Consider the following 14,021-nt stretch of genomic DNA (forward strand, 5'->3'; position numbering starts at 1 on the left):
ACAACGCAACCACCCCACCCACAACGCCATCCCCCAGGCAGCATGACCTCACCTCAAAAGAGCCACACCCAATTGAAACTGCTGCCAGCCGGTGATCCGTTGGGAAGTCAGTCCTCCCCGCGGATGATGCCGCGGAGCTTCGGCACACGGTCGTTGAGCGTGCGCTCCGCGCCGCGGCCGGTCGGCTGGTAGTAGTCGCGACCCACCAGCTGGTCGGGCGGGTACTGCTGGGCGAGCACGCCTTCCGGCTTGCTGTGCGGGTACTGGTAGCCCTTGGCGTTGCCGAGCTTGCTCGCCCCGGCGTAATGCCCGTCGCGGAGGTGCGGCGGCACCGGGCCGCCCTTGCCCGCCCGCACGTCGCCCAGCGCCTCGTCGATAGCCATGATCACGGCGTTCGACTTGGGCGCGGTGGCGAGGTGGATGGTGGCCTGCGCCAACGCCAGCCGGCCCTCCGGCATCCCGATGAACTGCACCGCGTGCGCCGCCGCGACGGCGGACTGCAGCGCGGTCGGATCAGCCATGCCGATGTCCTCGCTGGCGTGCACGACGAGTCGGCGCGCGATGAACCTGGGGTCCTCCCCCGCCTCCACCATCCGGGCCAGGTAGTGCAGCGCGGCGTCCACATCGGACCCGCGGATGGACTTGATGAACGCGCTGGCGATGTCGTAGTGCTGGTCGCCGCCTCGGTCGTAGAGCACGGCGGCGCGGTTCACGGTGGCCTCCACCGTCGCCAGGTCGATCGCCTCCGCGCCGGTCGAGCTCGCCGACTCGGCCGCCGCCTCCAACGCGGTCAGTGCCCGCCGCGCGTCGCCGCCGGCGAGCGACACCAGATGCTCCTCCGCCGCCTCTTCCAGGCCCAGCGCCCCGCCCAGGCCACGTTCCTCGCCGACCGCCCGGCGCAGCAGCGTGCGGATGTCGTCGTCCTCCAGGCTGCGCAGTTGCAACACGAGGGATCGCGAGAGCAGCGGGGCCACCACGGAGAAGTACGGGTTCTCCGTGGTGGCCGCCACGAGCAGCACGGTGCGGTCCTCGACCGCACCCAGCAGGGCGTCCTGCTGGGTCTTAGAGAAGCGGTGCACCTCGTCGATGAACAGCACCGTCGACTCGCCGGACCGGCCGAGTCGGCGGCGCGCCTCCTCGATGACGGCACGCACCTCCTTGACGCCGGACGACAGCGCGGACAGCGCCGCGAACCGGCGGCCGGTGGCCAGCGAGACGAGGTTGGCCAGGGTGGTCTTGCCAGTGCCGGGCGGGCCGTAGAGCAGCACCGACGCCGGTGCGGCCCCTTCGACCAGGCGGCGCAGCGGAGCCCCCGCCCCCAGCAGGTGCTGCTGCCCGACGACCTCATCCAACGAGCGGGGCCGCATCCGCACCGCCAACGGCGCGTTCTCGGCCAGCTTCTCGCCCGCTCGCATCTCGGTGTCGGCGCCGAACAGCCCTTCGTCGAACAAGCCCTCGCTCACACCCCGACGCTACCGGTCACCCCTGACCGCTCAGCCCACCCGGGCGGGCAGGGCGACCTCGACTGTGCAGTCTCCTCGGCGCCGCTGGGCCGCCCAGTGCTCGACCGCTTGGTGGCAGGCGCGATCGAGGTGCCGGACCATCGTCAGGTCGAGGTGCACGTGCTTGCTCGTCGGCAGCTGTTCGAGGTGGTCCAGCAGCCGTGGCAGCCGCAGGAACGTCGCGTTGCCGCCCATCTCGACGCGCACGTGCTCATCACCGTGCTGGGCCGTCACCGACAGCCGCGAGACCTCGATCGCGGTCTTGACGATGGCGACCGCGAGACCGGCCAGGGTGCCGATCAGCAGGTCGGTGGCCACGATCATGGTCGCGGTCAGCACCAGCACGAAAGCCTCGGAGCGGTGTTCCCGCACCAGCGCGACGACCTGCCGCAGCTCCAGCAGCTTCCAGCCGGCCTGGATCAGCAGGGCCGCGAGCACGGCCGTCGGGATGAAGGCGAGCACGCCCGGCAGCAGCACCACGAACAGCAGCAGCCAGAACCCGTGCAGCACGCGGGAGAGCTTGGTCTTCGCGCCGGCCTGCACGTTCGCGGCGCTGCGCACGATGACCGCGGTCATTGGCAACGCCCCGAGCAGGCCGCAGAGCGCGTTGCCCGCGCCCTGCGCGACGAGTTCCTTGTTGTACTGCGTCTTCGGGCGGTCGTGCATGCGGTCCACGGCAGCGGCGCTGAACAGGCTTTCCGCCGAGGCGATCAGGGCGAAGGTCAGGATCGAACCCAGCACGGCGGGCGTGACGAGTTCGCCCCAAGCAGCGGCGGTGGGGATGTTCAGCGCCGCGAGCAGCGAGCCGACCTCCACCTTGTGCACCGGCATCGTGGCGATCGCCGCCAAGGCGCTGGTCGCCACGACGGCCACCAGTGCGCCGGGCACGAGCCGCAGCCTCGCTGGCACCTTCTTCCAGACGGTCATGATCACCAGGGCCAGTACCGCCAGCACCAGCCCGCTGCCGCCCTCCGGGCTGGTCACCGCGGTGACCAGCAGATCCGGGATACCGGCGACCTTCGTCCAGGTGGAGTCGGGCTGCGCGAGCCCGCCCACCGGGTAGATCTGGCCGAGGATCAGCACCAGCCCGATGCCGGCGAGCATGCCCTGCACCACCGACGGCGAGATCGCCCGGAACCAGGTGCCGAGCCTGCTCAGCCCGAGCACGATCTGGACCACGCCGGCGCCGAGCACGATCACGCCGAGCGCGCCAAGCCCGTGCTTGTCCACGGCCGAGGCCACCAGCACGGTCAGCCCCGCTGCGGGGCCGCTCACCTGCATCGTGCTGCCGGGCAGCAGGCCGACCACGAGCCCACCGACGATGCCGGTGACGATGCCCAGTTCGGCGGGGACGCCGGAGGCGACGGCCACGCCGACGCACAGCGGCACCGCCACCAGGAACACCACCAGCGAGGCCCCCAGGTCGGCACCGAAGGTGGCCTTCGGCCAGCGCGGCACGCCGAGGCTGCGGCGCGCCGGGCGAGGCGTTTCGAGTCGAGTCGTCACGATGCCCTCCAGGGCAGGTTGGAATGCGGGAAACGGGTATCGCGCCGCGCACCTGGCGGTGCGGGCGTCGACCCGGTGGACGGGAGTTAGAGCGGGAGGAAGTCCGGCACTTCCGGAGTTTGCGGGCAGGCGTAGACGAGACCGGTGTCGATCTCGTAGAACCAGCCGTGCAACCGCAGCTCACCGGCGTCGAGCCGGTCCCGGATGAACGGGTATTCGCGCAGCGTCTGCAGCTGCGCGTGGATGTGCCGCTTGCTCTCGGCGCGCACGCTCGGATCGTCCGGTTCGACACCGGCCAGCCCGTCGGTGCCGAGCCAGGTCCGCAGCGCCGGCAGTTCCTCCAAGCCGCGCCCGGCCAGGGCCAACGCCGTCACGGCACCGCAGTGCGAGTGCCCGCAGACGATGATCTCCGGGACGCGCAGCTGCAGCACGGCGTACTCGATTGTGGCCATTTCGCTGGACGCCGAGTTCGGCGCGTATTTCGGCACCACATTGCCGGCCGTCCGCAGTTCGAACAGATTCCCCGGTTCGGCGCCGGTGATCTGGGACGGGATCACCCGCGAATCGGAGCAACCGATGAACAGCGCGGCCGGTTTCTGACCTGCGGCGAGCTGCCTGCGGCGGTCAGCGGAAAGCATGCTCGGGTGTTGCCGAGCGTGTCGCACGAAATGTTCGAAGCTCATTGTCGCCTCTCTGATTGTCTGCTCGGAATATGCCGCGAGCATCGATCAGTGGCGGACCACCTGGAGGACGGCGGGGGAATGTCTGACCTTGGCGAAGGCGTCGTGCGGTTTGCTCCTCGCGTTCGGGAATTTCCCCGTCAGCACCTGCTTCCCGATATCGACGACGTGCTGCTGTCCCCGCGGCAGGAGCGGGCGGCGACCTTCCTGGCCGTCGCTGCAACGCCGGTACAACGCGATGCCCGGCACCCGTTCGCGCAGCTTCTCGCCGTCCCGGTGTTCGTTGGTCTCGGACTTCGTTTCCCCAGGCCCGGTGCGAAACTGCGGGCCGGCTTCGGCGTTGAGCGGCCCCAGCAAGGCGAGCACGACCGCCAAGAGCAGGAACAACCCCGCCCTCGTGATCCGCCATGCCTTGCCGCGCACGAATGCCTCCCGTAATAGAGCAGCCGATCCCCTTCCGGCGCCATCGACGGTAGCGGGGAGAAGTAGCGAGACGCTGAACCAAAGGTATCCGACAACTGCGGTACGAGCGCAAGTCACAGTTCCGGTCACGCCGCCCGGAAACAAATGAAGAGGTTCTAATGCAACCCGGTTCGACCTGCGAATTCACCCGTATGCCGGGTGGACAAGAGGCCCATCACTGCGCTGCGTAAACGATGTTCACTACGGACCGTATTCGAGATGTGACCAGCATTACCGCAACGAAGTAGTCGAGCAGCCGAAGCTTATTCAGCCATGCAACATGCCCGAAACACGAAATCCTAGCGAACCCGATAGCGGTACTCGTGCGAGGGCGCGAAGCCCAGTGCCTCGTAGCACCGCCGCGCACCGGGATTGTCCGCCTCGACCTGGAGGAAGAACCGCCCCGCCCCGGCACCCGACGCCCACCGAACTCCCGCGCGCAGGACCGCGCTGGCCACGCCACGCCGCCGCCAGTCGGGATGCGTGGCCATGCAGTAGATCCCGCACCAACCGTCCGAAACGGCGAACATCCCGACCCCGACCGGAACACCGCCGTGCAGGGCAATGGCGAACCGCACGGGCTACGGAACGCGGTCCAGGCTCGCCTCCGGCCTGCTGCCCACCGCCTCACCGGCGACGAGCCAGGACGGCCGCGGCCCGGACTCCAGCCGGACCTCGAACGGCGCACCCGGGGATTCGGCTAGCACCCGCTCGCCACCGGCGAACATGACGGCCGTGGAACCGACGATGCGGTAGTCCCGACCGGCCAGGAACGCATCCAGCTCGGCATGCCGGTCCAGCGGGCTGACCTGCACGACCGGCGCGGCGTCCCGAGCGGCGTAGAACTTCTCCACGCTCTCGACCGCCGTTTCGGGATCCGCCACGACCTCGGGCGGCAGCGCCGAGTTCGAGCGCCTGCGGTTCAGCAGCCCGCAGTGCCGCAGCAGCCAGCCGTCGACCCGTTCGATCGTCGAAGCGGGCCAGGTCGCGACGGCGGCCCGCTCGATCTCCGACTCGGCGAAACCCACCCGCGCTCCCGATGCATATGATGCACGACTCCGTATACACATCCAAGCATGGGACGCGAAGGCTCACAACTCAACTAGGAGGCCGCGCCCCGCCAGGCAGCGTCAGCCGCTTTCCCCCACCACACCAAAACGCCCGCGGCCGCGCGCAAGCTCTCGTAGGCGCCTACTCGGTCCGGAACGCCGGGTACGGCTGCAGGTGAAGCGCACCGGCACCGAAGCGGTCCACCAGCGCGTCGACCACGCGGTCCGCGAACTCCGCCACGTCGGCCATGTCCGCCCTGTCCGCGTCCGAACGCAGGTGCCGCCACCGGTCGACCAGCGCCGTGCTGCGGCGCGGTGAAGGCATGTGCAGGTCGATCGGCCGGTCGGTCTCCCCGGTCCGCGGCAGGAACCACCAGGTCGACACCCACACCCACAGCAGCTGGGCGTTGAACAACCGGGGCATCAGCACCGCGTCGTCGTCCAGCTCCGGCCAGACCTCGACGATCTCCGAACGCCACGTCGACAACATGCTCTCGGCCAGGTTGGCCGGCAGCGCGTACGAGCACCACGACGACGGGAACGGGTACTGCAGGTACGCGGCGTCCATCGCGACATCGCGCACGCAACCCCACTCGAAGTCCAGGAACCGCACACCGCTGCTACCGGTCACGAGGCTGTTGTCCGGGCAGATGTCCGACGGGCTGAACGCCCGGTACCGGCTCGACTCCAGCAGCTCGGCGGCGGCGGTCAGCCGCTCCACCATCAGCGGCGGGGTGTCCACGCCGAGGGTCTGCGACAGCAGCTCGGGCAGCTCGCCCACCGAACGCACGATGTCGTCGGCGACCGGGTCGGTCCACGACTTCGCGCCCAGTCGGCGCATCAGCGCGTCGAAGTCCGCCTCGCAGCCGGCAGTGGTGCAGTGCAGCCGCCCCAGCGCCCGAGCCCACGCCAGCAGCGCCCGCTCCGCCACCCGCGGGTCGTCGGCGAACAGCACGTCGGCCAAGGTGGAGCCCCGCCCGAGGTCCTCCAGCACCAGCAGGCGCTCGGCGGCATCGTGCGCGATGAGCTCCGGGCCGACCCGGGCCTCCGGCGGCAGGGCGGTGGTGAGCTGGCAGCTCGCCGCCTCGTGCGCGAACGGGTCGGAACGGGCCTCCACCGGGCACTCGCCGTAGTGCTTGACCACGACGGTGCGAGGCAGCTCGAACGGCGATGCGGCGATCCGCACCCGCATCACGACCGAACGGTCACTGCCGCCGAGGTCCTCCGCATCGGCAAGCCGGACCGGTGCTCCCGTCCGCTTGCTCAGCACAGCTTCCGCGGTCCCGACGGTGTCGGTCGCCTCGGCGCTGGCCGGGACGCGAACCTCCGGGGGGCCGGTGGTGATCTCCACGCTCATCGTCTCCAGACACTACCCCCACAACCTGAACCCAAAAGGGCATGACCGGTCAAGTGACACACGATCGGTCAGCACTCGTAACCGCAGCGTGTTCGCCCGACAGTCCTGCCTCCCACTCCTCGACCGGCCATCGGACGTAGTCTCCCCGTAGACGCTGACGGAACCAAGCGACGACGGCGTTGCACGGCCGCGAAAATTGCGGGACCGCGGCGCTGCACGCCTCACCGCATCTCCCGCATCGGCACCCGGCCGGCCAGGCTCGCCCGCCTGCCCACCGCAGCGCCAGGACCACGGACGCCGACGCGATGATGCCGACCAGGTTGACCACCAGCCGCCCGAACGAGCCAGCACATTGTGCCCAGTCGCCGAGCGTAGCCGCCACCACCGCGTAACGGGCGGCGAGCACCATCGCGACCGAGATGAACACGCCGACCAGGACTGCCGACATCGCCGAAGTCAGCGACAGCATCCCGGCGGCCCCGGCCAACAGCGACACGATCAGCGACGACCAGCCGACCTGGTGGACGAACGCCACCTGGCTGTTCTCCGGCAGGCCGAGCCGGTCGATCAGGCCGAGCCGCGGCGGGACACCACCCCGACGGTGATCGCGGCCAGCGGCCCGAACGCGGGGCCGACCACCATCGCGCCGACGATCGTCACCAGTTAGCCGGTTACCACCCCGACCGCCGAAAGCACGCAGACGATTGACCGGAACGCCAGGAACGTGCCGTTCAACCGACATTCCTCGCCGGTGCGGGCGATCAACTCGTCCCAGGCCACCGCGTCGCCGCCGGGCACGACCACCAGGTGCGCCGTGCCCGGGGTGCGCCCGGACCCCGGCCAGCACCCGAACGGTGCACTCGGCCGGACAGATGATCCGCAGGTACAGCACGCGGTGCCCACCGCGCCCAGGTCAGCCCTGCTTCTCCACCACACCGGGCGGGAACACCGAGATGCTCTGGTCGCCGACCTGCGCCGCGGGCTTGGCGTCGATCCCGGCTTCCTTGCGCTGCTCGATGGTGATCGGCGACGGCGCGCCGGTCAGCGGGTCGAAACCGCCGCCGCTCTTCGGGAAGGCGATGACGTCACGCAGCGAGTCGGCACCGGCCAGCAGCATGCAGATCCGGTCCCAGCCGAAGGCGATGCCGCCGTGCGGCGGCGGGCCGAACTTGAACGCGTCCAGCAGGAAGCCGAACTTGTCCTGCGCCTGCTCCTGCGAGATGCCGAGCAACTCGAACACCCGCTCCTGGATGTCGGAGCGGTGGATACGGATCGAGCCGCCGCCGATCTCGTTGCCGTTGCAGACGATGTCGTAGGCCCAGGCCAGCGCGTGCTCGGGATCCTGGTCGAAGTTGTCGATCCAGTCGGCGTTCGGCGAGGTGAACGGGTGGTGCACGGCGGTCCAGCGGCCGGTGCCGACGGCGACGTCGTCGGTCTCGTCGACCGGCTCGAACATCGGGGCGTCCACGACCCACACGAACGACCAGGCGTCGTGGTCTATCAGGCCGCAGCGCTCACCGATCTCCAGCCGCGCCGCGCCGAGCAGGCCACGGGCCGCCGAGCGCGGGCCGGCGGCGAAGAACACGCAGTCGCCCGGGGACGCGCCCACGGTCTTGGCGAGGCCTTCGCGCTCGGCGTCGGACAGGTTCTTCGCGACCGGGCCGGACAGCGTGCCGTCGGCCCCGACGAGCACGTAGGCCAAGCCCTTGTGCCCGCGCTGCTTGGCCCACTCCTGCCAGGCGTCGAGCTGCCGGCGCGGCTGGTCGGCACCGCCGGGCATCACGACGGCCCCGACGTAGGGCGCCTGGAACACCCGGAACGTGGTGTCCTTGAAGTACTCGGTCATCTCGGTGAGCTCGAGCCCGAAGCGGAGGTCCGGCTTGTCCGTGCCGTACTTGGCCATCGCCTCGGCGTAGGTCATCCGGGGGATCGGACGCGGGATCTCGTGGTCGGCCAGCTTGCCCCACAGCGCCGCCAGGACCGCCTCGCCAAGCTCGATCACGTCGTCCTGCTCGACGAAGCTCATCTCGATGTCGAGCTGGGTGAACTCCGGCTGCCGGTCGGCGCGGAAATCCTCGTCGCGGTAGCAGCGCGCGATCTGGAAGTAGCGTTCCAGGCCGCCGACCATCAGCAGCTGCTTGAACAGCTGCGGCGACTGCGGCAGGGCGTACCAGTTGCCGGGCTGCAACCGGGCCGGGATCAGGAAGTCCCGGGCACCCTCCGGCGTCGAACGGGTCATGGTGGGCGTCTCGACCTCGACGAAGTCGCGGCCGTGCAGCACCTCCCGGGCGAGCCGGTTGACCTCGCTGCGCATCCGCATGATCCGGGCCGGCTCGGCGCGCCGCAGGTCCAGGTAGCGGTGCTTGAGCCGGACCTCCTCGCCGACCTCCAGGTGCTCGTCCAGCGGGAACGGCAGCGGCGCGGCCTCCGAGAGCACCTCCAGCCCGGTGACGGTCACCTCGATTTCGCCGGTGGCGATCTCCGGGTTCTCGTTGCCCTCCGGGCGGCGGATCACCTCGCCGGTGACCCGGACGCAGAACTCGGCGCGCAACCGGTGAGCGCGCTCGGCCATCTCGCCTTCGCGGAAGACCACCTGGGCGACGCCCGATGCGTCGCGCAGATCGATGAAGATGACCCCGCCGTGATCGCGACGGCGCGCCACCCACCCGGCGAGGGTGACGGTCTGCCCTGCATGACCGGCGCGAAGCGACCCGGCCTCGTGCGTGCGCATCACGGGTATTGAGCTCCTTCTTCCGCTGTTCAGCGCTTGACGGTACTGACGTGTAGCTGGTCCCGGGCCTCGCCGCACCCGATCGTCGGGAAGCCTCCGATCACGGTGTTCAGCAGCCAGGACGCAAGACATTAAGGCTAGCCAACGGGCACCGGGGCGCAGCGCGCAGGTGCCGCGCGTCGGACCCGCCGACGCGGAGCGTGACCGCGCCCCGCTACGTCGCCGCCACCACCCTGCCAGTTCGCGGCGGCGGTGTCCGGTTCGCCCGTTCGCCGCAGCGACACCAAATGGTCGATACCAATTTCACCTCTGATGGTCCACAATTCAAGCGATTCGAGGCACCGGCGACGATCACGCGATGGCATTGTTAGGCACCCGCGAAGCGATGAAGGAGGCGATTTCCCACCTTTAGTACCTCCGGTTTCCTCCTTTGGTCGGAGGCGCCTACCGGAACTCGGTCGTTGCGCAACACTGACCCCACTGTTTAGCGTAAGTTCGGAATTCGGCGGACACGAGGAGTAACGATGACCGGTCCGAGAACCGAGGCTCGCCCGGCGACCCGCCCGGCCCTCCGCGGCACGCAGCAAGGAGTGAGCGCGTTGTCTGCCGAACTCTCCGAACTGCTCCGAACCGGTCCGTTCGAAGCCGCCCTGCGCACCGCGATCCGGGCGAGCCGGTTGAGCCTGGAACGCATCCAGCACCGGCTGCGAACCCGCGGCACCCCGGTCAGCATCACCGCGCTGAGCTACTGGCAGTCGGGCCGACGACGCCCGGAGCGCCCCGACTCATTGCTCGCGCTGCAACAGCTGGAGCAGGTGCTGGGCGTGCCGGAGAGCTCGCTGTCGGCGCTGCTGGGTCCGCCCCGACCGCGCGGCCGCTCCCGGCAGGCCCCCGCCGAAGCGCCGCCGCTGAGCGCGCTCTGGTCGGAGAACGAGTCGGCCGCCGAGCTGCTCACCAAGATCGACACCAGCCACGACAGCAAGCTCGCGCGGCTGAGCCACCACGACGTAGTGCACGTGGACCAGCACGGTGAGCTGCGCAAGATCCGGACCCGCAAGCTGGTCCGCGCCGAGACCAACGGCGTCGACCGCTGGGTGATCATGTTCGACGGTGCCTCGTCCGGCGAGACGCCGCCGATCATCCGCCCGATCCGGTCCTGCCGGCTCGGTCAGGTACTCACCGACCACGCCCGCGACCTGGTGGTGGCGGAGCTGCTGTTTGACCGGGCGCTGGCACGCGGCGAGACGCTGCTGCTGGAGTACGAGATCATCGACCCGCCGACCGGCCCGAACGAGGTCGAGCACAGCTTCTGCCGGCTCTTCCGGCTGCCCGTGCGGCAGTACGTGGTCGAGCTGCAATTCGACCCGGCGCACCCGCCCACCCGGTGCGAAAGCTATGTCGGCGACTCCACCACGCAGGAGGTGGAGCCCCCCAAGCCGCTGACGGTCGACCGGTTCGGCCGGACGCACGCGGTGGCTCTGGACTTCGGCATGGGCGTCTTCGGCGTCCGGTGGCAGCCCGAGGAGCACCTGGGCTCCAGCACGTCTTCGCGCACGACGACGCGCTGACCGGATCCGGGGGCGAGCGGCCCGACGACCAGCACGGAAGGTAACCGGAAATCGGCGCGTCTCCGAACCCCGGCCGAATCGCGAACAGCGCCGCCGCCTTTACATTCCGGAAACGAATGATCGACTTACCGAACTGCGCAGAGATCATTTTCCGCGACATTGTCCAACCCCAATCGAAAATGATATGCATTTGCTGAAGCGCTTTCACTACCCGACCGAGCTCATAACAGGCTGAGCTGACGCACCCCCACCTCGTCGGCCGCGGACCTGGCGGTGCCACCGGTTTCGACCTCGCGGAACTCCCCCGCCCGCGACGAGCCGATGCCGTGCCGCCGCTTCGCGTCGGCCACCCGGGCGAGGACCTCCCGCTGGTACGGCTTCGGCAGGTAGGAGCCTTCCCGGTAGAGCCTCGTGTAGCTCGGCACCAGCTCCGGGTGCTCGCGCTGCAGCCACTCCCGGAACCATTCCCGCGCCCCCGGCCGCAGATGCAGCAGCAGCGGCGTGACGTTCGCGGCGCCTGCCTCGGCCAGCGCCTGGACCGTCGCGTCGATCTGCTCGGGCGAGTCGCTGAGCCCGGGCAGGATCGGGGCCATCAGCACCGAGCAGCCGATCCCCTCGTCGGCGAACCGGCGCACCACGTCCAACCGCCGCCGGGGCGACGGCGCCCCCGGTTCGACGGCCCGCCAGAGCCGCTCGTCGACCGAGCCGACGGAGACCGCGACCGACACCGGGACCACCCCGGCGGCCTGCACGATCAGGTCGACGTCCCGCAGGATCAGCGTCCCCTTGGTGAGGATCGAGAACGGGTTGGCCCGGTCGCGCAGCGCGGCGAGGATCTCCCGCATCAGCCGGTAGCGCCCTTCGGCGCGCTGGTACGGGTCGGTGTTGGTGCCCATCGCGATCGCTTCGCCGGACCAGCGCGGACTGGCCAGCTCCTTGCGGACCAGCGATCCGGCGTTGACCTTGACCACGATCTTGCTGTCGAAGTCGTGCCCCGCATCCAGGTCCAAGTACGTGTGGGTGCGTCTCGCGAAGCAATACCGGCAAGCGTGGCCGCAACCTCGGTACGGGTTGATGGTCCACGCGAACGGGATCCTGGCCGGGCCCGGCACCCGGTTGATGATCGTTTTGGCGTGGATCTCGATCGCGTAGGCCTCAGCGGTGCCCGCCTCGATCGGCACCGGATCCGGCAGCCGCAGGCCCGCGCGCCCACCGGACCGCGCCTGCGGCTCCGGCAGCACGAGCGGCAGTTCCGGCGCATCCCCGGCCGGAGGCGTGACCCGTTGCTGTTCCCATCGCATGACCTGAATTCGAACATAGTTTCGAGATCGTGTCGAGTGCCTTGAACGGACACCCACCTTTCGTGTAAACGCCAACGCACGTGGCACGTCCGACCGGACAACGTCGGCGGAACGACGAACCCCATCGGAAACGCCCGCAACAACTGCCGCATCCGGTAGTTGCGAATGTCCATTGTGGATTCGTTCGCCTCGCGACAGCTCGAAGCCCAAGGCCCGGATTCGCCTTCAGCTGGGGAAACGGCGGCGACGGAGGGTCGTCGGGTACCTCTCCGGTGGTCGCTCGGTGGGCGGTCCGCATAATTGCCCGGTGACCGACCGCCGTCCCGCCGGAGAGCCTCCCGAGCTCGGAGGCGGCCACCGGGCACGCCACCGCCGAGCCGCCGATCGCGACCAGACGCCCCGGGCGCAGGCCGCCAGGGACCAAACACCTCAGCAGAAAGCGAGTCCCGAGCAGGCACAACGCGGTCGCAGCCCCAGCTCCGACAGCAGCACCGCGCACGGGCATGGCCACGGGCACGGGCACGGCCCCGCCGAGCCAGCGTCGAAGCAGGTCAAGAGGGTGCTCGCCATCGCGCTGGTGCCCTTCGCGCTGGCCACCATCGTCGGCGTCCTGCTGCTCTACCCGTTCGGCCACCAGCAACGCACCGGCGCCGATCTCGGGTTCGGCCAGGCCCCGGTCAACGCCGAGGTCGTCTCCGCCGTCGTCGGCTCCTGCACCCAAGACTCGCCCGACCAGGGCGGCTGCGTCGTGCTCGGGGTGCGGATGCAGGACGGCCCGCGGCCCGGTCAGACCATCCAGCAGGTGGTGCCGACCGACCCCGGCTCGCCACGCTTCGCCGTCGGTGACCGGGTGGTGCTCAGCTACGCCGGGGCCAACCCCGACGACCCGACGTCATTCCAGGTCGTCGACTTCCAGCGCGGCGCGCCGCTGCTGGTCCTGGCTCTGGTGTTCGCCGCGGCGGTGATCGTGCTCGGCCGCTGGCAGGGCCTGGCGGCGCTGGTCGCGCTCGGGCTGAGCTTCGTCGTGCTGGTCGGCTTCGTGCTGCCCGCCATCCTCGCCGGCCAGGACCCCCTGCTGGTGGCGGTGGTCGGGGCCGGGCTGATCATGTTCGTGGTGCTCTACCTGACGCACGGCTTCTCCGCGCGGACCTCGACCGCGGTGCTGGGCACCCTGCTGAGCCTCGCCCTGATCGGCGTGCTCAGCGCGGCCTTCTCGGCGGCGACCAGCCTGACCGGGCTGGACGAGGACACGTCCAGCCTGATGGGCGTGCTGGGCGCGCCGATCGACGCGCGCGGGCTGCTGCTGGCCGGGATCGTGATCGGTGCCCTGGGCGTGCTCGACGACGTGACGGTGACCCAGACCAGTGCCGTGTGGGAGCTGCGCAAGGCCAACCCGGCGCTGTCCTGGCGGCAGCTGTACAAGGCGGGGCAGCGAATCGGCCGCGACCACGTGTCATCGGCGGTGAACACCCTGGTCCTGGCCTACGCGGGCGCGGCCCTGCCGATGCTGCTGGCCTACGCGCTCTCCGGCCGGACCTTCGGCGAGGTGGTGAGCTCGCAGGCGGTGGCGCAGGAATTGGTGCGCACCCTCGTCGGCAGCATCGGCCTGGTGGCGGCGGTGCCGATCACGACGGCGATCGCCGCCGCGGTAGCGGTTCGGGAGCCCGCGAAGGCCGCAGCGGGCGGCACCGGGAGCTCGGTCACGGACCGCGTGGGGCGTGCGGCCGCTACCGGCTCGGAGACGGCGACGGTGTGGTGGCGTCCGCCGAACAGCAGGCCGGGACGCTGACCATCCGGCTGCGGGACGAAGCCGCAAACGCGCCCGACGCCGCATGCCAGCGCAATTTCAATGGAAATCGAAGGTC

The 14,021-nt window shown here is 70.0% G+C and carries 9 protein-coding genes and 2 pseudogenes; 2 read left to right on the forward strand and 9 right to left on the reverse strand.

What is annotated here, in order from left to right:
• Positions 1 to 107: 107 nt before the first annotated feature.
• The 8 genes and pseudogenes from SSPN_RS0126800 to aspS form a co-directional block, all read right to left on the reverse strand.
• The gene (locus SSPN_RS0126800) at positions 108 to 1,463 is read right to left on the reverse strand and encodes a replication-associated recombination protein A (protein WP_010311096.1); all 1,356 of its coding nucleotides are present in this window, start codon (positions 1,461 to 1,463) and stop codon (positions 108 to 110) included.
• Between the two features lie 30 nt (positions 1,464 to 1,493).
• Entirely contained in the window at positions 1,494 to 3,008 is a 1,515-nt protein-coding gene (locus tag SSPN_RS0126805) for a SulP family inorganic anion transporter (protein WP_010311098.1), read from the reverse strand.
• Positions 3,009 to 3,094: 86 nt separating this feature from the next.
• Positions 3,095 to 3,691, reverse strand: a complete 597-nt coding sequence (locus SSPN_RS0126810; RefSeq protein WP_010311101.1) for a carbonic anhydrase — start codon at positions 3,689 to 3,691, stop codon at positions 3,095 to 3,097.
• 45 nt (positions 3,692 to 3,736) lie between these two features.
• Positions 3,737 to 4,111 (reverse strand): hypothetical protein, encoded by a 375-nt coding sequence (locus SSPN_RS0126815; protein ID WP_049887667.1) that lies wholly within the window; start codon positions 4,109 to 4,111, stop codon positions 3,737 to 3,739.
• Between the two features lie 338 nt (positions 4,112 to 4,449).
• A pseudogene (locus tag SSPN_RS62975) lies at positions 4,450 to 5,220 on the reverse strand (GNAT family N-acetyltransferase).
• A 121-nt stretch (positions 5,221 to 5,341) separates the two neighbouring features.
• On the reverse strand, positions 5,342 to 6,550 hold the full coding sequence (locus SSPN_RS0126825; protein WP_010311104.1) for a phosphotransferase family protein: 1,209 nt from the start codon (positions 6,548 to 6,550) through the stop codon (positions 5,342 to 5,344).
• Between the two features lie 262 nt (positions 6,551 to 6,812).
• Positions 6,813 to 7,342 (reverse strand): annotated as a pseudogene (locus SSPN_RS52020) (DUF389 domain-containing protein); the annotation flags it as partial.
• A gap of 127 nt (positions 7,343 to 7,469) precedes the next feature.
• Positions 7,470 to 9,290 carry an aspartate--tRNA ligase gene (gene aspS, locus SSPN_RS0126845; protein WP_010311109.1) on the reverse strand — a complete coding sequence of 607 codons (1,821 nt, stop codon included), beginning with the start codon at positions 9,288 to 9,290 and terminating at the stop codon, positions 7,470 to 7,472.
• A 521-nt stretch (positions 9,291 to 9,811) separates the two neighbouring features.
• On the opposite strand from aspS, the gene SSPN_RS0126850 reads away from it, so the two are divergent.
• Positions 9,812 to 10,855 (forward strand): hypothetical protein, encoded by a 1,044-nt coding sequence (locus SSPN_RS0126850; RefSeq protein ID WP_010311110.1) that lies wholly within the window; start codon positions 9,812 to 9,814, stop codon positions 10,853 to 10,855.
• 221 nt (positions 10,856 to 11,076) lie between these two features.
• Here the strand turns inward: SSPN_RS0126850 and SSPN_RS0126855 are convergent, their stop codons facing one another.
• Positions 11,077 to 12,156: an Rv2578c family radical SAM protein gene (locus SSPN_RS0126855; RefSeq protein WP_010311111.1), complete on the reverse strand. Its 1,080-nt coding sequence runs from the start codon at positions 12,154 to 12,156 to the stop codon at positions 11,077 to 11,079.
• A 307-nt stretch (positions 12,157 to 12,463) separates the two neighbouring features.
• On the opposite strand from SSPN_RS0126855, the gene SSPN_RS45965 reads away from it, so the two are divergent.
• Positions 12,464 to 13,945 carry a YibE/F family protein gene (locus SSPN_RS45965; RefSeq protein WP_083822125.1) on the forward strand — a complete coding sequence of 494 codons (1,482 nt, stop codon included), beginning with the start codon at positions 12,464 to 12,466 and terminating at the stop codon, positions 13,943 to 13,945.
• The last annotated feature ends 76 nt before the right edge of the window (positions 13,946 to 14,021 follow it).

This window comes from Saccharopolyspora spinosa NRRL 18395 (assembly GCF_000194155.1).
GTDB lineage: Bacteria > Actinomycetota > Actinomycetes > Mycobacteriales > Pseudonocardiaceae > Saccharopolyspora > Saccharopolyspora spinosa.